General features: G+C 63.1%; 21 protein-coding genes and 2 pseudogenes. 11 read left to right on the forward strand and 12 right to left on the reverse strand.

The annotated features are described in order from the left end of the window. Nucleotides 1-9 precede the first annotated feature (9 nt). The 3 genes from AC0NIE_RS01670 to rpsA all read left to right on the forward strand — a co-directional run bounded on the left by AC0NIE_RS01670 (nucleotide 10) and on the right by rpsA (nucleotide 3,149). The gene (locus AC0NIE_RS01670) at nucleotides 10-606 is read left to right on the forward strand and encodes a hypothetical protein (protein ID WP_473484243.1); all 597 of its coding nucleotides are present in this window, start codon (nucleotides 10-12) and stop codon (nucleotides 604-606) included. Beyond that, a complete protein-coding gene (gene cmk / locus AC0NIE_RS01675) occupies nucleotides 603-1,247 on the forward strand; it encodes a (d)CMP kinase (protein WP_473484244.1) in 645 nt (214 codons plus the stop codon). The genes AC0NIE_RS01670 and cmk overlap by 4 nt, the downstream gene beginning before the upstream one ends. Before the next feature lie 204 nt (nucleotides 1,248-1,451). Further along, nucleotides 1,452-3,149, forward strand: a complete 1,698-nt coding sequence (gene rpsA / locus AC0NIE_RS01680) for a 30S ribosomal protein S1 (RefSeq protein WP_123146359.1) — start codon at nucleotides 1,452-1,454, stop codon at nucleotides 3,147-3,149. Nucleotides 3,150-3,294: 145 nt separating this feature from the next. Here the strand turns inward: rpsA and AC0NIE_RS01685 are convergent, their stop codons facing one another. The 3 genes and pseudogenes from AC0NIE_RS01685 to AC0NIE_RS01695 all read right to left on the reverse strand — a co-directional run bounded on the left by AC0NIE_RS01685 (nucleotide 3,295) and on the right by AC0NIE_RS01695 (nucleotide 6,591). Beyond that, a complete protein-coding gene (locus tag AC0NIE_RS01685) occupies nucleotides 3,295-4,002 on the reverse strand; it encodes an SDR family NAD(P)-dependent oxidoreductase (RefSeq protein WP_473484246.1) in 708 nt (235 codons plus the stop codon). A 164-nt stretch (nucleotides 4,003-4,166) separates the two neighbouring features. Next, nucleotides 4,167-5,747 carry a 5-guanidino-2-oxopentanoate decarboxylase gene (locus AC0NIE_RS01690; RefSeq protein ID WP_473484248.1) on the reverse strand — a complete coding sequence of 527 codons (1,581 nt, stop codon included), beginning with the start codon at nucleotides 5,745-5,747 and terminating at the stop codon, nucleotides 4,167-4,169. Then, nucleotides 5,744-6,591 (reverse strand): annotated as a pseudogene (locus AC0NIE_RS01695) (dimethylarginine dimethylaminohydrolase family protein). The gene AC0NIE_RS01690 and the pseudogene AC0NIE_RS01695 overlap by 4 nt, the downstream one beginning before the upstream one ends. Before the next feature lie 218 nt (nucleotides 6,592-6,809). Between AC0NIE_RS01695 and AC0NIE_RS01700 the strand changes: the two are divergent. The 7 genes and pseudogenes from AC0NIE_RS01700 (at nucleotide 6,810) to AC0NIE_RS01730 (ending at nucleotide 13,186) form a co-directional block, all read left to right on the forward strand. Beyond that, nucleotides 6,810-7,622, forward strand: a complete 813-nt coding sequence (locus AC0NIE_RS01700; protein ID WP_473484546.1) for an ABC transporter ATP-binding protein — start codon at nucleotides 6,810-6,812, stop codon at nucleotides 7,620-7,622. 49 nt (nucleotides 7,623-7,671) lie between these two features. Then, nucleotides 7,672-8,466 (forward strand): transporter substrate-binding domain-containing protein, encoded by a 795-nt coding sequence (locus AC0NIE_RS01705; RefSeq protein ID WP_473484250.1) that lies wholly within the window; start codon nucleotides 7,672-7,674, stop codon nucleotides 8,464-8,466. 213 nt (nucleotides 8,467-8,679) lie between these two features. Further along, entirely contained in the window at nucleotides 8,680-9,345 is a 666-nt protein-coding gene (locus tag AC0NIE_RS01710; RefSeq protein WP_095494135.1) for an ABC transporter permease, read from the forward strand. Continuing rightward, the gene (locus AC0NIE_RS01715; protein WP_292408731.1) at nucleotides 9,345-10,151 is read left to right on the forward strand and encodes an ABC transporter permease; all 807 of its coding nucleotides are present in this window, start codon (nucleotides 9,345-9,347) and stop codon (nucleotides 10,149-10,151) included. Before AC0NIE_RS01710 ends, AC0NIE_RS01715 begins: the two co-directional genes overlap by 1 nt. A 149-nt stretch (nucleotides 10,152-10,300) precedes the next feature. Continuing rightward, a complete protein-coding gene (locus AC0NIE_RS01720; protein ID WP_473484252.1) occupies nucleotides 10,301-11,302 on the forward strand; it encodes an Ldh family oxidoreductase in 1,002 nt (333 codons plus the stop codon). 338 nt (nucleotides 11,303-11,640) lie between these two features. Further along, nucleotides 11,641-12,094: pseudogene (locus AC0NIE_RS01725) on the forward strand (DoxX family protein). 117 nt (nucleotides 12,095-12,211) lie between these two features. After that, complete coding sequence (locus tag AC0NIE_RS01730; protein WP_473484255.1) at nucleotides 12,212-13,186, forward strand: complex I NDUFA9 subunit family protein; 975 nt, start codon at nucleotides 12,212-12,214, stop codon at nucleotides 13,184-13,186. Nucleotides 13,187-13,198: 12 nt separating this feature from the next. On the opposite strand, the gene AC0NIE_RS01735 is transcribed toward AC0NIE_RS01730, so the two are convergent. Both AC0NIE_RS01735 and AC0NIE_RS01740 read right to left on the reverse strand, forming a co-directional pair. Further along, the gene (locus AC0NIE_RS01735) at nucleotides 13,199-14,572 is read right to left on the reverse strand and encodes a cytochrome P450 (protein WP_473484258.1); all 1,374 of its coding nucleotides are present in this window, start codon (nucleotides 14,570-14,572) and stop codon (nucleotides 13,199-13,201) included. Between the two features lie 181 nt (nucleotides 14,573-14,753). Next, entirely contained in the window at nucleotides 14,754-14,897 is a 144-nt protein-coding gene (locus AC0NIE_RS01740) for a hypothetical protein (RefSeq protein WP_473484260.1), read from the reverse strand. On the opposite strand from AC0NIE_RS01740, the gene gyrB reads away from it, so the two are divergent. Continuing rightward, nucleotides 14,896-17,367 (forward strand): DNA topoisomerase (ATP-hydrolyzing) subunit B, encoded by a 2,472-nt coding sequence (gene gyrB / locus AC0NIE_RS01745; RefSeq protein WP_473484262.1) that lies wholly within the window; start codon nucleotides 14,896-14,898, stop codon nucleotides 17,365-17,367. The two genes, AC0NIE_RS01740 and gyrB, sit on opposite strands and share 2 nt — an antisense overlap. A 60-nt stretch (nucleotides 17,368-17,427) precedes the next feature. On the opposite strand, the gene AC0NIE_RS01750 is transcribed toward gyrB, so the two are convergent. The 7 genes from AC0NIE_RS01750 to AC0NIE_RS01780 all read right to left on the reverse strand — a co-directional run bounded on the left by AC0NIE_RS01750 (nucleotide 17,428) and on the right by AC0NIE_RS01780 (nucleotide 23,746). Continuing rightward, complete coding sequence (locus AC0NIE_RS01750) at nucleotides 17,428-18,939, reverse strand: hypothetical protein (RefSeq protein WP_473484264.1); 1,512 nt, start codon at nucleotides 18,937-18,939, stop codon at nucleotides 17,428-17,430. A gap of 173 nt (nucleotides 18,940-19,112) precedes the next feature. Further along, nucleotides 19,113-20,510, reverse strand: coding sequence for an NAD(P)(+) transhydrogenase (Re/Si-specific) subunit beta (locus AC0NIE_RS01755; RefSeq protein WP_473484266.1), 1,398 nt, complete (start codon nucleotides 20,508-20,510; stop codon nucleotides 19,113-19,115). A 6-nt stretch (nucleotides 20,511-20,516) separates the two neighbouring features. Beyond that, nucleotides 20,517-20,942, reverse strand: a complete 426-nt coding sequence (locus AC0NIE_RS01760) for a proton-translocating transhydrogenase family protein (protein ID WP_123146347.1) — start codon at nucleotides 20,940-20,942, stop codon at nucleotides 20,517-20,519. Beyond that, nucleotides 20,942-22,198, reverse strand: a complete 1,257-nt coding sequence (locus AC0NIE_RS01765) for a Re/Si-specific NAD(P)(+) transhydrogenase subunit alpha (RefSeq protein WP_473484268.1) — start codon at nucleotides 22,196-22,198, stop codon at nucleotides 20,942-20,944. Before AC0NIE_RS01765 ends, AC0NIE_RS01760 begins: the two co-directional genes overlap by 1 nt. Nucleotides 22,199-22,283: 85 nt before the next feature. After that, nucleotides 22,284-22,508 carry an aa3-type cytochrome c oxidase subunit IV gene (locus AC0NIE_RS01770; protein WP_123146345.1) on the reverse strand — a complete coding sequence of 75 codons (225 nt, stop codon included), beginning with the start codon at nucleotides 22,506-22,508 and terminating at the stop codon, nucleotides 22,284-22,286. A gap of 187 nt (nucleotides 22,509-22,695) precedes the next feature. Continuing rightward, nucleotides 22,696-22,845: a DUF3096 domain-containing protein gene (locus AC0NIE_RS01775; RefSeq protein ID WP_473484271.1), complete on the reverse strand. Its 150-nt coding sequence runs from the start codon at nucleotides 22,843-22,845 to the stop codon at nucleotides 22,696-22,698. Between the two features lie 130 nt (nucleotides 22,846-22,975). Beyond that, nucleotides 22,976-23,746, reverse strand: coding sequence for an N-acyl amino acid synthase FeeM domain-containing protein (locus AC0NIE_RS01780; protein ID WP_473484273.1), 771 nt, complete (start codon nucleotides 23,744-23,746; stop codon nucleotides 22,976-22,978). Nucleotides 23,747-23,772 lie beyond the last annotated feature (26 nt).

Raw genomic sequence — 23,772 nt, forward strand, 5'->3', positions numbered from 1 at the left:
GGTGAGTGGATGGCAAGTCCTGATTTTCAGAGGCCGGGGGCCAGGGGCTCTCATTGGCAAAGGCAAGCAGACGGTACTTTTCTGTTCCGCTTGGACAGGTCCGCCAAAACCCGGATCGTCAATGCCAATGAACTTACCAGCCTCATCGAGATCCAGAATCGCGAATGGGCGTTTGTTTTGTTCACTCTCATTCCCATGCTCGTGTTCATCGTGCTTTGGCTTTCCGACCGGATGGATAGTATCTGGGTTCTCCTTGCTGCAGCGATATGGATTGCCTTGAACCATCACATGCATCGCAAGTTGAGAGCACAGACTGGAGCTATTCTTTCTACTACCCAACTGTCTTCCGATGAGTTCGTTTTTCCAAAAGCCTCGATCGATGGGATAGCTATTGAGATCGCAAAGAAGGTTTCTGCTCGCTCCGGTAATTTTTGTCTTGTGATGTCGATATTGTTTACCGGAGCTGGCGCGGTAGCCTTGGTAGACGACATATTTCATCTGGGTCTTGGCGGGCAGGAGATAAGTCCGCTGGCCAGCGGCTATGTATTCGCCTTCTTTGGCCTCCTATCCTACCTATTTTATCGTGTCCGAAAGCTACGCCCTTGACCTTCACCATCGCCATCGACGGACCCGCCGGCGCCGGCAAAGGCACGCTGGCGCGGCGGCTGGCTGACCATTACCGCCTGAACCTGCTCGACACCGGCCTCACCTATCGCGCGGTCGCCCATGCGCTGCTTCGGCTCGGCCTGCCGCTCGACAATGTCTCGGCCGCCGAAACCGCTGCCCGCCAGGTCGACCTCGCAAAACTCGACCGGTCGGTGCTGTCGGCGCATGCGGTCGGCGAGGCGGCTTCGAAAGTCGCTGTGTTCCCGTCGGTGCGGCGCATACTGGTCGAAAAGCAGCGGGAATTCGCCAAGGCGCCGCCGGGCGCCGTGCTCGACGGCCGCGACATTGGCACCGTGGTCTGCCCCGACGCCGACATAAAACTCTATGTGACGGCGAGCGCCGAGGTAAGGGCACAGCGACGGCTGGCCGAGATCGAGAGCATCGGCGGCACCGCCAATTTCAGCGAAATCCTCGCCGATATCCTGCGCCGCGACGAGCGCGACATGGGTCGCGCCGACTCGCCGCTGAAGCCTGCCGCCGACGCGCACTTGCTCGACACGTCGGAAATGGCTATAGAAGCCGCGTTCCTGGCGGCCAAGGCGATCATCGACGACGTTCTGGCCAAGAGAAACAAAGCCTGAGCCGGGTTTTCCTCCGTTGCCGATTGCCGGCGGCGAAAAGATACCCATATCGGGCACGAACCAGCCTGCCAGCATTTTTCATGCGCCGGAATTGCCGCTTAGGCGGCCAAGGGCTTTTTTGAAGCCCGGAACGCCGGCAGGCCAACGCAACGCTAACCCACGGCGCCCGCCCCGCCTGAGATGCGGGGCATTCCAGGAGAAACTATGTCAGTTGCAAATCCCACTCGCGATGATTTCGCGAGCCTGCTCGAAGAATCTTTTTCCGCCGGCCATTCCGGCGAAGGCCAAGTCGTCAAGGGCACGATCACCGCGATCGAAAAGGACATGGCAATCATCGACGTCGGCCTCAAGGTCGAAGGCCGCGTGCCGCTGAAGGAATTCGGCGTCAAGGGTAAGGAGTCGACGCTCAAGGTCGGCGACACGGTCGAAGTCTATGTCGAGCGCATCGAGAACGCGCTTGGCGAAGCGATGCTTTCCCGTGAGAAGGCCCGCCGCGAAGAGAGCTGGGTCCGTCTCGAAGAGAAGTTCACCAAGGGCGAGCGCGTCGAAGGCGTCATCTTCAACCAGGTCAAGGGCGGCTTCACCGTCGATCTCGACGGCGCCGTGGCCTTCCTGCCGCGCAGCCAGGTCGACATTCGCCCGATCCGCGACGTCTCCCCGCTGATGCACAATCCGCAGCCTTTCGAGATCCTCAAGATGGATCGCCGCCGCGGCAACATCGTGGTGTCGCGCCGCACCGTGCTCGAGGAAAGCCGCGCCGAACAGCGTTCGGAAATCGTGCAGAACCTCGAAGAGGGCCAGGTGGTCGAAGGCGTCGTCAAGAACATCACCGACTATGGTGCGTTCGTCGACCTCGGCGGCATCGACGGCCTGCTGCATGTCACCGACATGGCATGGCGCCGCGTCAACCATCCGACCGAAATCCTCAACATCGGCCAGACGGTCAAGGTCCAGATCATCCGCATCAACCAGGAAACCCACCGCATCTCGCTCGGCATGAAGCAGCTCGAGAGCGATCCGTGGTCCGAGATCGGAACGAAATTCCCGATCGGCAAGAAGATCAAGGGCACCGTCACCAACATCACCGACTACGGCGCGTTCGTCGAGTTGGAGCCGGGCATCGAGGGCCTCATCCACGTTTCGGAAATGTCGTGGACGAAGAAGAACGTGCATCCCGGCAAGATCCTGTCGACGACGCAGGAAGTCGACGTGGTGGTGCTCGAGGTCGATCCGGCCAAGCGCCGCATTTCGCTCGGCCTCAAGCAGACGCTCGAGAACCCGTGGCAGGCTTTCGCCAGCAGCCATCCGGTCGGCAGCCAGGTCGAGGGCGAGGTCAAGAACAAGACCGAGTTCGGCCTGTTCATCGGCCTCGAAGGCGATGTCGACGGCATGGTCCATCTTTCCGACCTCGACTGGACCCGTCCGGGCGAGCAGGTGATCGAGGAGTACAATCGCGGCGACATGGTCAAGGCGCAGGTGCTCGACGTCGACATCGACAAGGAGCGCATCTCGCTCGGCATCAAGCAGCTGGCCAAGGATACGGCCGGCGAGGCAGCGACTTCAGGCGAACTGCGCAAGAACGCGGTCGTCACCTGCGAGGTTACCGGCGTCAAGGATGGCGGTCTGGAAGTGCGGCTGGTCGACAGCGGCATCGAGACCTTCATCAAGCGCTCCGACCTCAGCCGTGACCGCGACGAGCAGCGCCCCGAGCGCTTCACGGTCGGCCAGAAGGTCGACGCCCGCGTCATCGCCTTCGACAAAAAGACCCGCAAGCTGCAGGTCTCGATCAAGGCGCTGGAAATCGCCGAAGAGAAGGAAGCGGTCGCCCAGTACGGCTCGACCGACTCCGGCGCTTCGCTGGGCGACATCCTGGGTGCCGCGCTGAAGAAGCAGGGCAGCTAAGTCCACTAACGCCGCGCCTCGCGCCGCCTGTTAAAAAACCCCGCCGGAGCGATCCGGCGGGGTTTTTGTTTGACTATGGTCAGAGCATCGTAACCCAAACGTGGCAAACCGATTTTGGGAAATCGCGCTCAAACAAAGAGAGAGATCAGGCCCTGCCGTAAAGCGGCACCAGCGTGCCGCTCATCGCCAGGTTGGCCGGCGAAGCGAGATAGGCAATGGCCTCAGCGGCCGCTTCGAGGCTGACCCATTTGCCGAAATCGGCGGCCGGCATGTCAGCCCGGTTGGCCGGCGTGTCGAGGGTCGAAGGCGCGACCGCGTTGACCAGAATGCCCTTGCCCTTGAGTTCTTCCGCCATCGCCACCGTCATTGCCGCGACTGCCGCCTTGCTGGCGGCATAGGCGACCATGCCGGAACCGCGCCGCAGGTCGAGCCCGGCGCGCGCCGTGACATTGACGATGCGGCCCGACACGGAAGATTCCAGCATCGAGCGTATCGCCGCGCGGCAGCACAGGAAGGTGGTGCGGGCGTTGGTGTCCATCATTTCGGCAAAGGACGCGGGCTCGATCTTCTCGACCGGCGCGGCGGTGAAGCCGCCGGCCAGGTGGATGGATGCCCACAAATCCGTAACACTGGCGTAGAACGCATCGACCTTGGCGGGGTCGGCGAGATCGACATTGTGCGCCAGCCTGACGCGCTCATGTGCCGGGAAGGGAAAATGCGCGGGCGCGACGGCATGGGCATTGGGCACATGGCAGATCGCGCCCTGCTCCAGCAGTTTGCCGACAACCGCACCACCGAGCGCCCCGGTGCCGCCGGTCACCACAACCTGCCTGCCGTCCAGTGTATCCGTCATCTTCGACCGCTCCAGTCACTCTCTTATGCCGCGCCGCCGCCGAAGGGTCGCGCCTTTCGCGCGATCACTCAACCGAAATCTCGATAACGCAGCGTCGTTTGCGCGCCTCAAGCCGGCGGCCATCCGACGAGGATCGCATCCCCAGGCAGACGCTGCCACAGCACTCAATCGACAGTGATTTCGATGACATACGGCAGTCCGGTCGCACGCGCACGCTTGAGTGCGTCCGCCAGATCGTCGATACCAACAATCCGCTCCGCGGCAATGCCATAGGCCTCGGCCAGCTTGCAGAAATCAGGCGGCGCCGGCGAGACGCCGACCGGCTCGACGCCAACATCGAGCATCGAGGTTTCGATTTCGCGATAGCCGCGATTGTTCCAGACGACGAAGATCACCGGCGCCGAGGCGTCGAGCGCGGCGCCCAGTTCGGGCAGCGTAAATTGGAAGCCACCGTCGCCGGTGAGACAGACGACCGACGCATCAGGCACGGCAAGGGCCGCACCGATCGCCGCCGGCGGACCATAGCCCAGCGCGCCGAAGCCGGTGGCGGCGTTGAACCAGCCGCCCGGTCGATCGTGATCGTAATAGAGGTTGGCGGCATAGACCGGCTGGGTCGAATCGCCGACGATAATCGAGCCCGGCAACGCATCGCGGATCGCATCGACGGCTTGTGTTTGCGCCTGGAGGGCCGGGCTGATTTCGGCGAAGGCCGCTTGCCTTGTTGCAGCGGCGCGAGCCGGGCCGTCGCCCGATGGCGGTTGGCCTTGGCCGATTTCGGCAAGCAGCGCCTCGAGTGCTGCGCCGCAATCGGCGTGGATCGAAATCCGGGCCGGCCAGCGGGCAAGCTGGTCGGCGCCGATGTCGATGCGGATCAGATTGGGCGGCAGGACAAAGCCACCGTCGCTATACCCATCATAGTCGGTTGGGCCGAATTCGGTGCCGGCGGCAATGACCAGATCGGCGTCGGCCATCAATGCACGCACCGCCTTCAGACTGGGGCTCGCCGGCACGGCAAGCGGATGGCGATGCAGCAGGCCGCGGGCATTGGCCGTCTGGACAACCGGCGCTCCCAGCCTTTCGGCAAGGCGCTGTAACGGTGCTTCGGCTCTCTTGGCGCCGCCGCCGGCAAGGATCAGCGGGCGGCGGGCAGCCGCGCAAAGTTTTGCCGCCTCTGCTATCGCCGCCGCATCCGGCTCGGGCGGCGCGACATTGGCCAGCAAAGCCGCGATGCCGTCGGCCGGCTTGACCATGATATCGGTCGGGATCTCGATATGGACCGGGCCGGGGCGCGATGACGAAAACAGGGCGAAGGCGCGGGCAAGAACGCCCGGTAGTTCGTTGGCGTCGGCGACGCGGTGCGAGAACAGCGCGACCTTTTCCATCATGCCGCGCTGGTCGGGCAGTTCGTGCAGGTGGCCAAGACCCTTGCCCAGCGTCGGCGTGGCGTTGACGCCCGAGATCACCAGCATCGGGACCGAATCGGCACGGGCCTGGCCCATGGCGGTGATGGTGTTGGTCAGTCCCGGTCCGGTGATGACGAAGGCGACGCCAGGCTTGCCGCTGGCGCGCGCATAACCGTCGGCCATGAAGCCGGCGCCCTGCTCGTGACGCGGGGTGACGTGGCGGATCTTCGAGCGCGCCAGCCCGCGATAGAGTTCGACCGTATGCACACCCGGAATGCCGAAGACCGTGTTGACATCATGGGCTTCGAGCAAAGTGATGAGCGCTTCGCCGACTGTCGTCATTGTCTGAGCACTGGACGTGTGAGGCAAGTCGGTCCGCCCTCGCAGGCGATGCACAGCGCGTCCGCCTCGAAGGTCGAAACCCTGCAGCCGGCGGCCGCCATGGCCGCCGCCGTCTTCGGGAAACCGGCAACGGCGATCACCTCGCGCGGCGCGGTCGGCAGCACATTGAGGCTGAGGCCGTTGGAGGCGAAGAACTCCTCAGCGTCGCCTTCGACCAGGCGAATGCCTCGCGCCCGCAGCATCTGGTAGAAGGCAGCCGGTAAAAGCGGTGCATAGACCAGCGCCAGATCGTCGGCGAGCGGACTGATCACCGACATCAGATGCAGGCAGGCCTCCTCGCCATGCCAGAGCGGCAGGTCGTAGCCATAGACCTGGATACCCTTGGGGATGAGCAGGTTGGCGAGTTGCTGGATGCCGTCCTGGTTGGTGCGCATGCCGCGGCCGACGGCCAGCGTCCGTGCGTCCACCCAAACGCAGTCGCCGCCCTCGACCTGTCCGGGATGTTCGATGCGGCCGAGGATAGGCACGCCCATGCGCCTGTAGGCCGCCTCGTGCAGGCCGGGCTCGGCCCGGCGCAGGGCCTTGCCCATGGCAAGGATGATAGCGCCGTGGTCGGTCATCAACGAAGGATCGTGGGTGAAGACGGAATCGGCAAGCCCGTCATCGGCGTCGGTCAGCCATTCGATCTCGGCGCCGGATGCCAAAACCAGCGTCGTCAGCGCCTCATACTGGGCAGCGGCCTTTTGCGGATCGAAGCCGGGCCATAGTGCCATTCCGATGCTCTGGCGCGGGGCATGGCGCTTGCGGCGGACCGCATCAGCACGCGCTGCAGGGGCCCTGCCATGGACTGCGACCCGTATGCTTTACCCACCAAGTGCTCCTGAAATATCCCATCCAGCCAATAGCCACTCGGCATGCCGTGATCAATGGTCCAAAAAGCATGGTTGACGGAGGCAAGCGGAACGGTCCATCTTGAGAATGAGAAGTCTGTCCAGTGATGGTAATGGGTAATAAATTCCAGCAGCGACGGGTCCAGCCGCTTCGTGAGGCACCCCAAAGGTGATAGCCCAAGGCACGGCTCCCGCCCTGAAGTATACGGCGCAGAACGACGCCGCCGAAGCCATCCATGTCGAGAACCTGCATAAAAGATTCGGCGAACTGCATGTGCTGAAAGGCGTTTCGCTGTCGGCGCGCGACGGTGAGGTCATCGCCATCATCGGCGGCAGCGGCTCGGGCAAGTCGACGCTGCTGCGCTGCATCAATTGCCTGGAGAACCCGACCAGTGGAATCGTCCGCGTCAATGGCGAGGAGATCCGGATGAAGGCCGACAGTCACGGCCACACCGTTCCCGCCGACCGCAAGCAGATCGAGCGCATTCGTTCCAAGCTCGGCATGGTCTTCCAGAATTTCAATTTGTGGAGCCACATGACGCTGATCGAGAACGTCATCGAGGTTCCGGTGCATGTTCTGGGCGTCAAGCGCGACGTGGCCATCGCCGAGGCGGAAAAGCTGCTCGCCCGCGTCGGCCTTGCCGAAAAGCGCGATGTCTATCCGGCCTATCTGTCGGGCGGCCAGCAGCAGCGCGCGGCTATCGCCCGGGCGCTGGCCATCAACCCACGCGTCATGCTGTTCGACGAGCCGACCTCGGCGCTCGACCCGGAACTGATCGGCGAGGTGCTGAAGGTGATCGGCGACCTGGCGCGCGAGGGCCGCACCATGGTGCTGGTGACCCACGAGATGAAGTTCGCCCGCGAAGTCGCGACGCATGTCGTCCACCTCTACAACGGGCTGGTCGAGGAAGAAGGGCCGCCGGAGCAGATCTTCGGTGCGCCCAAATCCGAAAGACTCAAGCAATTCATCCGCAACATCGGTTAAGCCGAGGCGGATGGAAAACGGGAACAACAACAAACTGGGAGTTATTGAAATGAAGACCGTCCTGAAGACGTTTGCCGCAGCGCTTCTGCTGGGCGTTGCCGCGATGGGCGTCGCCAAGGCCGAGCCGGTCAAGATCGGTGTCGCTGCCGAACCCTATCCGCCGTTCACCTCGCCGGATGCCTCGGGCAAATGGGTCGGCTGGGAAATCGAATTCATCGACGCGGTTTGCGCCGAGCAAAAGCTCGATTGCGTCATCACCCCCGTTGCCTGGGACGGCATCATCCCGGCGCTGACGACCAAGAAGATCGATGTCATCGCCAGCTCGATGACGATCACCGACGAACGCAAGAAGACGATCGATTTCTCCGACAAATATTACAACACCCCGACTGCCATTATCGGGCCGAAGGACCAGAAGTTCGGCGCTACCCCGGAAGATCTCAAGGGCAAGATCATCGGCGTCCAAGTTTCGACCGTGCATGCCGACTACGTCAAGAAGCACTTCACCGAAGCAGCGGAAATCAAGGAATACCAGACCCAGGACGAAGCCAATCAGGATCTTGCCGCCGGTCGCCTCGATGCGGTGCAGGCCGATTCCATCGCGCTCGATGCGTTCCTGAAATCGGATCAGGGCAAGCAATGCTGCGACCTGAAGGGGATGGTCGCGCCGGATCTGGCCGTTCTCGGGCCCGGCATCGGCGCCGGCATCCGCAAGGAAGACACCGAGTTGAAGGAGAAGATCAACGCCGGCATCAAGGCTATCCGCGCCAACGGCAAATATGACGAAATCAGCAAGAAATATTTCGATTTCGACATCTACGGCGACGATCCGCAGGCGAACTGACGGCATCCCTGAGCGAATAACCACGCGGCGCGGACAGCGTGCCGTGTGGCTTTCGTCGATATCCACCCATGCAAGCTTTCCGCTGACGGCATCGCCGGCGGTTTTGGCGCCAGCAATTCGGGGGCGACGCTGATCGACGCATTTCTTCCGGCCTCTGTGGCCCGCATCATCGAACTACTTTCGCCGACGCCGCCTGGCTGGGGCGGAACGCTTCTGGTCGGACTGCTCCACTCGGTCGAGATCGCTGCCGGTGCTTTCGGTCTCGGCCTCGTGATCGGCATTTGCGGTGCGTATGGCAAGCTCTACGGCGGGCCCGTGGTGCGCGATCTGCTGGCGGTCTATACGACGATCGTCCGCGCCGTGCCGGAGCTGGTGCTGATCCTGCTGCTCTATTATGCCGGCACCGATCTGATCAACCAGTTGCTGACGGCAATGGGATATCAGCGCATCGATATCAGTGGGCTGGTGGCCGGCATTGCCGTGCTCGGATTCGTCCAGGGCGCCTATTCGACCGAGGTGATGCGTGGCGCGATCCTTGCCATTCCGCAAGGCCAGATCGAAGCCGCGCGCGCCTATGGCATGTCTCCCGGCCTCCTTCTGCGACGCATCACGCTGCCGGCGATGCTGCCCTTCGCCATACCCGGCCTTGCCAATCTCTGGCTGATCGCCACCAAGGACACCGCCCTGCTGGCGGTCGTCGGCTTCTTCGAGCTGACATTGGCCACGCGGCAAGCGGCGGGCGTAACCAAAGCCTATCTTACGTTCTTCCTCGCCGCAGGCGTGATCTATCTTCTGTTGACGCTGGTCTCCAATTTGATCATCGGCCGCATCGAACTCCGGGCTCGGCGCGGCATGCCCTCCCTCAAGGAGGCGCGTTGATGGCTGGCGAAGCGATCATCATCAATGTTGCCCGCGCGTCGCTTTGGCTGCAGCCGCATCGCATCGTGCTGATCCTGACCGCGCTGGCGCTGGTTCTCGCGGCCGCCTTCTTCATGCGCTGGGACTGGCTGCCGCAATATTACGAGATGGCGCTTGTCGGCATCTGGCGCACGCTTTGGATCCTCGCCGTCACCTGCACACTCGGCTTCCTGCTCGCCGTGCCGCTCGGATTGGCGCAGGCTGCCGGCCCCTTCTGGCTCGCGGCGCCTGCAAAGGCCTTCTGCACCGTCATCAGGGGAACGCCACTGCTGCTGCAGCTCTGGCTGCTCTACTATGGGCTCGGCTCGCTGTTTCCGCAGTACCCATGGGTACGCGAGTCCTGGATGTGGCCGTATCTCAGGCAAGCGTGGCCCTATGGCGTCCTGGCGCTGACCTTGTCCTTCGCCGGCTACGAGGGGGAAGTCATGCGGGGTGCCTTCGCCGGGGTGCCGAAAGGACAGTTGGAAGCGGCGCGTGCCTTCGGCATGAGCCGCTGGAAGATCCTGCGGCGGATCTGGCTGCCGCAAGCCTTCTATCGGGCGCTGCCGACGCTGACCGGCGAAACCGTGTTGCAGCTGAAATCGACGCCGCTGGTGGCGACCATCAGCGTGATCGACATATTCGCCGTCTCTTCCAAGGTGAGGCAGAGCACTTTCCTCACCTATGAACCCTTGCTGCTCCTGGCGTTGATCTATATGGCGATCACCGGCATCCTGGTCTTCGCCCTCGGCAAGATCGAGGCGCGGATCCCGAACAAGATTGGTTGACAGGGGAGTAGGGGAGTAGGGGAGTAGGGGAGTAGGCCCAGCCACTATTCACATACACATTTCCATCCTATTCGCATTCACTGCTCACTATTCCCCTATTCCCTTACTCCCTTACTCCCCTACTCCCCTACTCCCCTAGGATCGCTACAATGCAACTCAGTCTCGACCAGGCGACAGGGCTGTGCCGGATGGCGGCGCTCGGCGCCGGCGCCAATGAAGAAGCGGCGCGGTCGCTCGCAGCTTCCATCGTAGCGGCCGAGGCGGAAGGTCTGTCGACGGTCGGACTGTCGCATTTCATCGACTATCTCGAAGCGCTGGAGGCCGGCCGCATCGACGGCAAAGCCGAGCCGGTCATCACCAGGCCGGCTTTGGCGATCTATCTGTCCGACGCGCACGGCGGTCTGGCGCATACCGGTTTCGACCGCACGATCGACGATCTCGCCAAGGCGGCGCGCCTGTTCGGCGTTGCCATCTTTTCGCAGAAGAACGCCTATACATGCGGCGCGCTCGGCTATTTCACCGGGCGGCTGGCCGCGCAGGGACTGGTGTCCTTCGCCGCGACCAATGGACCGGCCGTGCTTGCCGGCTCGGGCTCGGTCAAGCCGGTCTACTGTACCAACCCAATGTCCTTCGCCGCGCCCGCCGCTGACGGAGCGCCGCTGGTGATCGACCAGTCGTCGAGCGCCACTGCCTTCGTCAACATCCGCAAGGCGGCCGAGGACGGCAAGAAAATTCCAGAAGGCTGGGCACTGGACGCGAGCGGCAACCCGACCACCGATCCCGCCGCTGCCATGAAAGGCGCGATGCTTGCCTTCGGCGGCCAGCGCGGTGCCAACATCGCACTGATGGTCGAAGTGCTGGCGGCGGGCCTGTCGGGCGCCAACTGGTCGCTCGATGCGCCATGGTTTAGCGGCGGACCGGACAGTCCCGGAACCGGCCTCTTCGTTCTGGCCGTCGAGCCCAAGCTGCTCGATCCGGATTTCGAGAAACGCATGAAGGACCAGCTCGACCGGTTGCGCCGCCGCTACGGCGTGCATGTGCCCGGCCGTGCCCGAGCCGAAGCGGCGGAGAAAGCGGCGGCGCGGGGCATAACGGCGCCCAAGGCCGTGGTGCAGCGCATTTCCGAATTCGCGGCCCGGTATTCTTCCTAAAAAGTTTGTCTGCGATTTTTTTGGCCGCCGTTGAACCTTTTTGCGCGGTGCCGCGACCAATGCCTGTCCGGGGTGGTGGGGTTGCCCGGGCGGTGACATCCGGTCGAATGTCCAGGACTGGGGCGGGCGTCTCCTGCCGTCCTGATACCGTCTCAGGTCAGGCCGCCTCGTCGGACCCTGACTCCGACCATGGAAGTCACCCGGAAAACCCCGCTTCGGCGGGGTTTTCTGCGTTCTCTCGCATCTGGTCAGTTAACATGCCTGTTTTTGTCAACTTTTGTTCATTTGACTCTGGCCGAGGTGGTCGGGTGTTTGCGCGGAGCAGCAGAGGAGCCCCAATGTCCGCAAGCACCGACAATTCCAGCAGAAGCCTTTTCGTCCCGGCCCTTGGCGGCCTCTATGCGGCGTTGAACACCGCCTCCGAAACCATCCTGCGTGCCGTGGCCGGCATCTTCCTCACCGTCCATGGCTCGCATAAGATCACCCGATCCGTTTGGCGCCGCCGAGATGGTCGAAGGCCTCGGCTTCTATCCGGGCGCATTTTGGCCCCTGCTCTTGGCATGTACCGAGTTCTTCGGCGGCATTTTCATCGCAATAGGCCTCTTGATCCGCCCGGCCGCCTTCGCCGGAATGTTCGTGCTTCTGGTCACGGTCTGGTTCCACTGGGTCACCATGGGCGAGGGCTTTTCGGGCGCCGAAAAATCGCTGCTGTGGGCGGCGATCCTGTTCTTCTTCGTCATTCGCGGCGGCAACCGCCAATCGGTCGACGCACGCATCGGCAGGGCCTTCTGACGCGGTCAAACAAGGGCGTTGGCGACTTATCGTCGCCCTTTGCCTTTGGCGCGAAACCGACTATGAAACTGCTTCAGCCAAGCACCAGTAAATCTGGAAACTGCGCCGGAGCCAGCAATGACCGAAATCCTGCAGACCCCAAAGCTCGTCGTCGTGTTCGGCGGCTCCGGCTTTGTCGGCCGCCACGTCGTGCGGGCGCTGGCCAAGCGCGGCTATCGCATCAGGGTCGCCTGCCGCCGGCCCGATCTCGCCGGCCATCTGCAGCCGCTGGGCAATGTCGGCCAGATTCAGCCGGTGCAGGCCAATGTTCGCGTGCGTTGGTCGGTCGACCGCGCCGTGCAGGGCGCCGACCATGTCGTCAACCTGGTGGCCATCCTGCATGAGAGCGGTCGGCAGAAATTCACCTCCGTCCACGAGTTCGGCGCACGCGCGGTCGCCGAAGCGGCGCGCGCCGTCGGCGCTGGCCTCACCCATATCTCGGCGCTGGGCGCCGATCTGAACGCGCAATCGGACTATGCACGCACCAAGGCGCTCGGTGAAAAAGCGGTCCTGGAAACGATTAGCGATACCGTCATCTTGCGGCCATCGATCAATTTCGGGCCGGAGGACAGCTTCTTCAACCGCTTCGCCAGCATGGCGCGCTATTCGCCGGTCCTGCCGCTGATCGGCGGCGGGCAGACCAAATTCCAGCCGGTCTACGTCGGCGACGTCGCCGAGGCGGTGGCGCGCTCGGTCGACGGCAAAGTCCAGGGCGGTCGGATCTACGAGCTTGGCGGACCGCAGGTGCTGACCTTCAAGGAATGCATGCAGGAAATGCTTGCCATGATCGACCGCGAGCGGCTTCTGGTGTCGGTACCGTGGTGGGTGGCCAACATGCAGGCATCGATTCTCGGGCTTTTGCCCAATCCGCTGCTGACCAAGGATCAGGTCCTGCAGCTGCGCGAGCACAACATCGTATCGGAAGCGGCCATCAGGGAAAATAGGACGCTCGCCGGCCTCGGCATCCAACCGCAGTCGATCGGCAGCATCCTGCCGAGCTATCTCTGGCGCTACCGCGCCGCGGGCCAGTTCCAGCGAAAGACGGCGGCCTAGCCAATCAGACGCTCACTGAAGGCGTCGCGTAACCTGCATCGGCAGGCCGCCCCGCGGTTGCGTCGTCAGTTTCTGCACCGGCCACGGTTTGGTCTCGGCGGTGGTGTCGAAGCGGAAACGTGACAGCATGATGGCCAGCGCGATGATCGCCTCCTGCATGGCAAAGCTGGCGCCGATGCAGACGCGAGGGCCGGCGCCGAACGGCAAATACTGGAAGCGGTCGATTTTTTCGCGATTTCCCGGATGAAAGCGTTCCGGCATGAAGGCGTCAGGCCGGTCCCACAGCTTGCGGTGGCGATGGACAACCCAGGGCATGACCAGCACCGCGGCGCGCCTCGGTATATAGAGGCCGTTCCAGGTTTCGGGCTCGATCGGCTCGCGGTTGATCGACGGCGCCGGCGGGTAGAGCCTAAGCGCCTCGTCGAAGGCGGCGCGGGTGAACGGCATGGCGTCGAGCCACTTTGTCGGGTCGGGTTCTCGCGCCAGCACGGCGTCGATCTCGCGCTCGATCTTTTCGCGCTCCCAAGGCGCTTCGGCCAGGCAGTAGAGCGTCCAGCCAAGTGCCCGCGCCGTGGTCTCGTGACCGGCGCCGATGAAGGTGATGATGTTGTCCTCGACCTCGGCGCGTGTCAGCCCGTCCGGTCCCTCCGCCTTGAGCAAAAGCGTGAGAAAATCCTGCGGCACCTTGTCCGGATCGCGCTTGAGCCGCTCTTCGCGCATCTTGACTGTGTCGGTTACGATCTTGCGGAAATAAGCCATGGTCTTGCGGCCGCGGATGCGGGTCAGGCGCGGCAGCCAGTCGGGCGCCCGCAACAGGTCGAGCGGATCAACCCGGCCCATGGTCTCGAACAGTCGGTCGATCTCCTTGGCGAAGCTGCCCGGCTCGCCTGATATCTCGCCGGAAAACAGCGTCTCGGCCAAGATATCAAAAGTAAGCAGCGTCATGTCGTGGGCGATGTCCGACGTGCCGCCGCCCTCATAGCGCGTGACGAACTCCCGCGTGCGCCTCAGCATCGGCTCGGCAAAACCAAATATGTGGCGCGGCGTGAACACCGGCGCCATCGCCTTGCGCGAGCGCCTCCAGACCTCACCCTCGGCGGTCAGCAGGCCGTCGCGCAGGATCGGCCGCAGGATCATCTGGCGCACCGTCGCCATCTTGTAATTTTTGGCATTGTCGACCAGCACGTGGCGAATGAGGCCGGGGTCGTTGGCGATGACCAGCGGCCCGCCGATGCCGGTCACCGATATCCAGGGCTGGTTGTAGGTCGGCTCGCCCCACAGTTCGAGCGGGTTGCGATAGACGATGCGGATCATCTCGAGCGTCGACGGCGGCGACGTACGCGGCTTCGGCGCCGGCGGGACGAAGGGGGCGGGCTGACTGTCCATGGCGTGCTCCGCTGGTCACCTCAATGTAGTGGCTGGCAAGGCAAGCGTCCATGTCGCCGGCTCTCCGGAATGTGACCGGGCACTGGAAAGTGCCTGATCGTCGGAACAGGTCGGCCCTCTGTTGTTGCCGCCGCTCTGTTCCAAGTCCGGCTCCACTTTTTGGGTCCGATGCCCTGGCCGGTCAGGCGCGCTCTTCTTCCATTCGGAAATGCTTGCAAATCTTGGAAAAACCGCCTTTTGCACCTATATCTTGGACATCAAGGACGCGCGATTCGGAGCCGGTTTTTTGCGCTGGATGTGCGGCATCAATCAGACAGGTTTTCATGAGCGATCAGATCGACAACGCCAACGGCGCTGAGGCCGAGTACGGCGCCGATTCCATCAAAGTTTTGAAGGGGTTGGACGCCGTCCGCAAGCGGCCTGGCATGTATATCGGCGATACCGACGACGGCTCGGGCCTGCATCACATGGTCTACGAGGTCGTCGACAACGCCATCGACGAGGCGCTGGCCGGCCATGCCGACCTCGTCACCGTGACGCTCAACCCCGACGGTTCGGTGACGGTCATCGACAATGGCCGCGGCATTCCGACCGATATCCACACCGGCGAAGGCATCTCGGCGGCCGAAGTGATCATGACGCAGCTGCATGCCGGCGGCAAGTTCGACCAGAATTCCTACAAGGTGTCTGGCGGCCTGCACGGCGTCGGCGTCTCGGTGGTCAATGCGCTTTCGGCCTGGCTGAAGCTGAAGATCCGCCGTAACGGCCAGATCTACGAGATGAGCTTCACGCACGGCAATTCCGACGCGCCGCTAAGGGTCACCGGCACCTACGAACAGCGCAAGGTTGCCGGCACCTATGACGGACGCAGCGGCAGCGAGATCACGTTCTTTCCGTCGGCCGAAACGTTCACAATGGTCGAATTCGACTTCGGCACGCTGGAGCACCGGCTGCGCGAACTCGCCTTCCTGAATTCCGGAGTGCGCATCATTCTGACCGATGCCCGCCATGCCGACGTCGTGCGTCATGAGTTGCACTATGATGGCGGACTGGAGGAGTTCGTCAAATATCTCGATCGCGTCAAGAAACCGCTGATCGACAAGCCGATTGCGATCAAAGCCGAGCGCGACGGCATCACCGTCGAAGTCGCCATGTGGTGGAACGACAGCTACCACGAGAACGTGCTGGCCTTCACCAACAACATTCCGCAGCGCGACGGCGGCACGCATCTTGCCGGTTTCCGCGGCGCGCTGACGCGCCAGATAACCGGCTATGGCGAATCCTCGGGCCTCACCAAGAAGGAGAAGGTGGCGCTGATCGGCGACGATTGCCGCGAGGGGCTGACGGCGGTGTTGTCGGTCAAGGTTCCCGATCCGAAATTCTCGTCGCAGACCAAGGACAAGCTGGTCTCGTCCGAAGTTCGCCCGGTGGTGGAAGGACTCGTCAACGAAGCGCTCGGCACCTGGCTCGAAGAGCACCCGACCGAGGGCAAGGTGGTCATCGACAAGGTCATCCAGGCGGCAGCGGCGCGCGAAGCCGCGCGCAAGGCGCGCGACATCACCCGCAAGAGCTCGCTCGGCGTCACCTCGCTGCCCGGCAAGCTGGCCGACTGTCAGGAACGCGATCCGGCGAAGTCCGAAATCTTCATCGTCGAGGGCGACAGCGCCGGCGGCTCGGCCAAGGGCGGCCGTTCGCGCCAGAACCAGGCCATACTTCCGCTGCGCGGCAAGATCCTCAATGTCGAGCGGGCCCGCTTCGATCGCATGCTCGGCTCCGACATGATAGGTACGCTGATCACCGCGCTCGGCACCTCGATCGGCAAGGACGAGTTCAACGCCGACAAATTGCGCTATCACAAGATCATCCTGATGACCGACGCCGACGTCGATGGCGCCCACATCCGCACCTTGCTGCTCACCTTCTTCTTCCGGCAGATGCCGGAACTGATCGAGCGCGGCCATCTCTATATCGCCCAGCCGCCGCTCTACAAGGTGACGCGCGGCAAGAGTTCGCAATACCTCAAGGACGAAAGCGCCTTCGAGGAATTCCTGATCGGCTCGGGGCTGGAGGAGGCGTCGCTTGCGCTCAGCACCGGCGAGGTGCGGGCCGGACAGGACCTGCGCAGCGCCATCGACGATGCGCTGGCGGTGCGCCAGCTCATCAACGGGCTGCACACGCGCTATAACCGGGGCGTGGTCGAGCAGGCGGCGATCGCCGGCGCACTCAACCCTGAGTTGTTCGCCGATCTCGGCCGGGCCAACGCCATGGCTGAGCGTGTCGCCCGGCGCCTCGACATCATTGCCGAGGACACCGAACGCGGCTGGACCGGCCGCATGTCGACCTCGAACGAAGGCATCGGCGGCTATGTGTTCGAGCGCACAGTGCGCAGCGTCAAGGAGTTCGCGCATCTCGATCTCGCGCTGATCAATTCGGCCGACGCCCGCCAGCTCGACCGCTATGCGCCGCGCCTCGCGGAAGTCTATGGCGAGCCGCCGCTGCTGCGCCGCAAGGATGTGTCGGAAACCATCTCGGGACCGCTGGCGCTGCTCAACGCCGTGTTTGCCACCGGTCGCAAGGGCCTGACCATGCAGCGCTACAAGGGCCTCGGCGAGATGAACGCCGAACAGCTCTGGGAAACCACGCTCGACCCGAATGTGCGCTCGCTGCTGCAGGTCAAGGTCACCGATGCCACCGATGCGGACAGTCTATTCTCACGGCTGATGGGCGACGAAGTTGAGCCTAGACGCGAGTTCATCCAGGACAATGCGCTGTCGGTCGCCAATCTGGATATCTGAGGCCCAATCAATCAGGGTATTTGAGGTGTTGGCGTGCTCCCGGCGCGCGTTTTTTATGCTTCAGGTCGTTTCTGTGCGGCCTATCGTCGGCACCGCCTGACTTGGCTCCAGTTTGCGACCGAGGTCGACGGCGTCGCGCAGCACGCCAATATGCGAGCGCGGCGGCGTGCCGGCGGCTGCGGCGACCTCGACGCCGGTCGTCTTCAGCGACCAGTAGAGCGTGTGCGTGAAGATGCGGCCAAGCGAACCGCACAGCTCGACCTGGATGTTGTCCACGCCGGGGCCGAAATTTTCCGCCATCGGCCCGGAGATCGGGTCGCCCGTCAGCCAGCCATTGCCCCTGTCGAAGATGTTGGTCCAACGCGTCGCAGCAAACACTGCACCATGATGCACCGCCCGCTGTGGTTTGCCCGAACGGCTGCGCCCTTCCTGATAGAGGACGGTTCCACCGGCCGCCGTCTCGGCAATCGGCGGACATGCCGAGAACAGCCGCTCAGCGATGCCGCGCCTGAATTCGGCGAGGTTGTAGGTCACCAGAAATTCGCTGTGGGTCAGCGGACTGCCGAGCGTGACGAAATCGCTGATCTTCCATGGCAATGGATGATCGGCGTCCCTGGTGCGAAGCTGCCGATAGAGCTCCCATTGGGCGCGGCGGAATCCGGAAAAATCATCCAAGCCGTCGGGCCACGCAGAACCATCGGCGTGGAGCGTGGCCTCGTCGACGGCGCGGATCGCTTTCAGTCTCGCCTTGTCGCGGACGGCTTCCAGCTTTCGGGGCCTGAAATCGGCCCACAATATCTGCAGCAGATCATAGGCGATGATCGATCCCAGGCTGTGTGAGACCAGCACGATCCGATCGTAGCCATCGTCCATCATGAGACGCCTCAGCAGCGTCAGGCCACGGTCGCGGACAAGCGCGCGCTTCTCGACCGTTGCCGCTTCAGCACGTACATAGGCGGCCACGTCGCCGAAATAAGGAAGGCCAAACCGGTCCACCAACCAGATGACGAACGAAGCCAGGATCGTGACGAGCGTACCCGTGGTCCAGGAAATATACCCTTGCGATGCCGACGTCGCGAGCAGGAGCGCTGCGCACAAGACTATTGTGACGGCCAGAAGCGTGACGACATACAGCCCGCGGGCATCGCGCGGGATGTCGGCGGGCTTGCGCCAAAGCAGATTCGTTACCCAGGCCGCAAGCCGGCCCCGCGTTGTGCCCTGCGTAATATCGGCCCAGTAAAGCTCGTAGAAGTCGGTGCGGCGGCCATCGATATCGTAAGGGGTGGTGATCCGGCGAAGCTCGTGCGAGTTCGTCCGGCTGTCAGGCGTGATCCAGCTCTGGTTGATCTTCTCGCCGTCGGGGTCGGCCGGATCAGTGACACGGGCATAAAACGGCGCGCGGGCGGGATCATGACTCCAGACAGCCTGAACAAATTCCCTCAGCGTGCCCATGGGCCGCTGTTCGCCCATGCCATGCACGATCACCACGGCCTGGCTGAGCTTGCGCGGGGCCTTTCCGGAGGCCGGCGGACTGGTCTTGGCCGGCGACGCAACAGGATGAGGGTCGGACACCAGTGCCTCCGTTGGTGACAAATCCCGGAACAGAATTTGCCCATCGTAGCTCTGAACCCGGGGTGAGAGCAAAGACGCTCCAGGCCGGATGCTCAGGGCCAAGAAAAAGCCCGGCGCGGAGCCAGACTTTTGGTTTCGAGCAACTGGCGGTGTACCGGCGCCGCTAACCCGGATCAGTGGTCCAAGGCTTTGACGATCTCTTCGGTCATCTTCTTGGCGTCGCCGAGCAGCATCATGGTACCGTCCTTGTAGAACAGCGTGTTGTCGATGCCGGCATAGCCGGAGCCGAGCGAGCGCTTGACGAACAGGCAGGTGCGGGCCTTGTCGACATCGAGGATCGGCATGCCGAAAATAGGGGAGCTCTTGTCGTCCCGCGCGGACGGGTTGGTGACGTCGTTGGCACCGATGACATAGGCGACGTCGGCCTGCGCGAATTCGGAGTTGATGTCCTCGAGCTCGAACACTTCGTCGTAAGGCACGTTGGCTTCGGCCAAGAGCACGTTCATGTGGCCGGGCATGCGGCCGGCGACCGGATGAATGGCGTATTTGACGTCGACGCCGGCGGCCTTGAGCTTGTCGGCCATCTCGCGCAGCGCGTGCTGTGCCTGGGCGACCGCCATGCCGTAGCCTGGCACGATGATGACTTTCTGCGCGTTCATCATCAGATAGGCGGCATCGTCGGCCGAACCCTGCTTGACCGTGCGCTCGATGCCGTCGTCGGCGGTGGCGAAAGTCTCGCCGCCGAAGCCGCCGAGGATGACCGAGATGAATGACCGGTTCATGCCCTTGCACATGATGTAGGACAGGATCGCGCCGGACGAGCCGACCAGCGCGCCGGTGATGATCAACGCCAGATTGCCGAGCGTGAAGCCGAGTGCCGCAGCCGCCCAACCCGAATAGGAATTCAACATCGAGACGACCACCGGCATGTCGGCCCCGCCGATCGGGATGATGAGCAGGACGCCAAGGACAAGCGATGCCGCAACGATCAGCCAGAACACCAGCTTGGACTCGGTGGTGACCAGCAGCACGATCAGCACGATCAGCGCGATGCCGAGGGCCGCGTTGATGAAGTGACGGCCGCCGATCATGATCGGCTTGCCCGACATGCGGCCATCGAGCTTGAGGAAGGCGACGACCGAGCCGGTGAAGGTGATGGCGCCGATGGCGACGCCGAGGCTCATCTCGATCAGCGCCTGGGCGTGGATGTCGGCTGCCGTGCCGATGCCGAAACTTCCCGGCGCATAGACGGCGGCAGCCGCCACCATGACGGCGGCAAGGCCGACGAGCGAGTGGAAGGCGGCGACCAGCTGCGGCATCGAGGTCATGGCGATGCGCCGTGCGGTGACCGCGCCCACCGAGCCGCCGATCAGCAGACCGAGCACGATGAGGCCAAAGCCTCCCGCCGAAGGGGTCGCCAGCGCCAGCGTGGTGACAATGGCGATGCCCATGCCGATCATGCCGTACATGTTGCCCTGGCGGCTGGTGGTCGGGTGCGACAGGCCGCGCAACGCCAGGATGAACAGGATGCCGGAGACCAGATAGAGGAAGGAGGCGAAGTTGGCGTTCATGTCGCTCTACCTGTCCTTCTTCTTGTACATGGCCAGCATGCGCTGGGTGACGAGAAAGCCGCCGAAGATATTGACCGAGACCAGCATCAGCGCGACGAAACCGAAGCCGGTGGCGATGCCGGACGCCGAGATGCCGACGGCAAGCAGCGCGCCGACGACGATGACCGAGGAAATGGCGTTGGTGACGGCCATCAGCGGCGTATGCAGCGCCGGCGTCACCGACCAGACGACGTAATAGCCAACGAAGATCGCCAAGACGAAAATAGCGAAGCGGAAGACAAACGGGTCGATCGCCCCGCCGGACAGCGCGTGCGCGGCGTCGGCTGCCGCATCGGTGCCGCCTGGAGCGGTGGCCAGATCCTGCACCGCGAGCCGGACGGCGGCGGTCGCCTGGTCGAGCTGGTCGAGGGCTTTCTGCAAGGTCTGGTCCATCACGCGATCCCTTTCGGCTTGGCAGCGGCAGGTCTCTTGAGTGCGGCAGCTTTCTTTGGCGCAGTCGGTTTCTTCGCGGCAACGGGCTTCGCAGGTTCAGCCGAGGCGATCATCACCGCCGGCTTGCCGGCGAAGGCCGGATGCACGACCTGGCCGCCATCGGTCAGCATCGTCGCCTTGACCAGATCGTCATCGCGGTTGATGGCCAGCGTCTTCGTGGTCTTGTCGACCAGCGTCTCGAGGAACGCAAAGAGGTTCCTGGCATAGAGCAGCGAGGCGGAGGCCGCGACGCGGCCCGGCACGTTGAGATGGCCGACGATTTTTACCCCGTTGGCCGTGGTCACCACCTGCCCGGGCACAGCGCCTTCGACATTGCCGCCGCGTTCGACCGCGAGATCGACGATCACCGAGCCCGGCTTCATCGAGGCGACCATCGCGGCCGAAACCAGCTTCGGCGCCGGACGGCCAGGAATCAGCGCCGTGGTGATGACAATGTCCTGCTTGGCGATGTGCTCGGCGGTCAGAGCAGCTTGCTTGGCCTGGTATTCCCTAGACATTTCCTTGGCGTAGCCGCCAGCCGTCTCGGCCGCCTTGAACTCCTCATCCTCGACCGCCAGGAACTTTGCGCCCAGCGAGGCAACCTGTTCCTTGGCAGCGGGGCGCACATCGGTGGCAGTGACTACAGCGCCAAGACGTCTTGCCGTCGCAATTGCCTGCAGGCCGGCGACGCCGACGCCCATGATGAAGGCTTTCGCCGCCGGCACCGTGCCCGCGGCCGTCATCATCATCGGCAGCGCTCGGTCATATTCGGCAGCCGCGTCGATCACTGCCTGATAGCCGGCGAGGTTCGCCTGGCTGGACAGGACATCCATGGATTGGGCGCGCGTGATGCGCGGCATGAACTCCATCGAGAAGGCGGTGACGCCGGCCGTTGCCAGAGCATCGACGGCAGCATCGTTGCCATAGGGATCCATGATGGCGATGACGGCAGTGCCCGGGCGATAGGCCTTCAGCTCCGCCTCATCAGGCCGGCGAACCTTCAGCACCACATCGGCCTTGGCGACATCGCCGACCTTACCGATCACAGCGCCGGTCTTGGCGAACTCCTCGTCGGGAATGCGCGATGCCGTGCCAGCGCCGCTTTCGATGATCACGGCGAACCCCAGCCCCGCCAGCCGCTTCACCGTGTCGGGCGAGGCAGCAACGCGCGGCTCGTTCGCATCGAGCTCACGAGGGATGAAAACCGTCTGTCCCACCGCATGATCCTTTCGGCTGGAACCTGTCTGCGCAGGACGCCGGCCGGATTTCCGGCGATGTCACGGGCAAGGGGTTTTGAAGAATTTACCGGAGAATGAAAGCGCCGACGGCGAGGATCAGTGCGAACAGGACAAATCCCGAGAAGAAGCCGCCCGCAAAGAAGCCGAAAGCCATTGCCAGAAGCACGGCGAGGCAAAAGAGCGATCCGTATTTCGCCAGCCTGAGGAATCCGGCATAGGTGCGGTCGTGCTCGGCATAGTCCATCTTCGCGCCCAGTTCGACAGGACCGGTCGGCGAGTGATCAGCCATAGGAATACCCCTTCGAAGACATCTTTCAGGCACATAGCGAAAAGCCGAGCCGAGGGCAATGGCGCTATTGCCGCATCGCCGGAAACGACAGCCTCAAAGGAAAGTTGAAGCCGCCTGATGCAGGAGGATATTCCGGAGGCGAGCGTGGCTGCCGCCTTGCGCTTCCTTGCGGCTGAGGCTTGTCACATCAGCCGGCGAGCTGCGGGAACAGCCCAAGCAGGCCGACGACGATCAGATAGAGCGCGACGATGTAGTTGAGGAGCCGCGGCATCACCAGGATCAGCACGCCGGCAATCAGCGAGATCAGCGGAGTGAGTGCGTGCGTGGAAATGGTCATGTCAGGTTCCTCTCGATAGAAATTGCCGCCGAAGCGATGCAGATTGACGTCGTCCGCGCGCCACCGGCGCGTCTTCCAGAACGCCGAAGCGACCTGAAAGCTCCAAGGCCGCGATGCACAATTGCCAATGTCAGGCGGCTTCGCGAAAATATTTGGCGGTCGGCAGGATGGTCAGCGGCGCGAGTTCACCAGCACTAGGTGTCTCAAACAGCATGCGTTGCTCCATCGGCGTCGACCGAAAGAAGGGGAAACGCTGGAGTACCCGCTCCAAATTGATCTCGTAGTTCGCGTCATAGAGTACCACGGGAACGGTGAATGGAGGATAGTCTCTCGGTTGCCCCACTTGCACGGCACCGAAAATCCGCTGGTAGAAAGCCGTGTGTTCCTTGCGGATCACGCCGAGACAGGCAGTCACGTGGAAGCGGATGCTGGCAATAAGTGCTAGCCGCAACGTAACGTAAGGCAGGGCACGATGCATCGATATGAAGTCCGGGTCGGCTGCCAGAAGCGTCGGATTGATGAAGGTTTCGCCGCGAAGCAGGCGCGGATGAAGCAGATCGCCGAATCTGGTCATTGCGGGCGCGTAAGGTTCGCTCGGTGTCAGATGATGAATACGGAGCGTACACACAAGGGAATTGTCGACGAAGACACCAAAGCGATAACAGTTCGGCGTGTAGTCGAGCGCATCCGTCATCATCTGGTCGCTGGATTCAGGCAGAAAGCCGTTCAGCCGGTAAGCCTTGTAGCGAAGCCGGTAAATCGCCTCCATGTCTTCACCGCTTTCGCAACGTCTGTATTCCACGCGCTCAAGAAGGGTCGAAACATTGCGCGAGAAGGAAGACATCCCGCTGAGGTCGGTCGGTCGGTCATCCACATGAACAACGCCTTCGGATACCGCCACAATACAATTCCCTTCTGCCATCTTCA

This window comes from Mesorhizobium sp. WSM4842, from assembly GCF_055901575.1.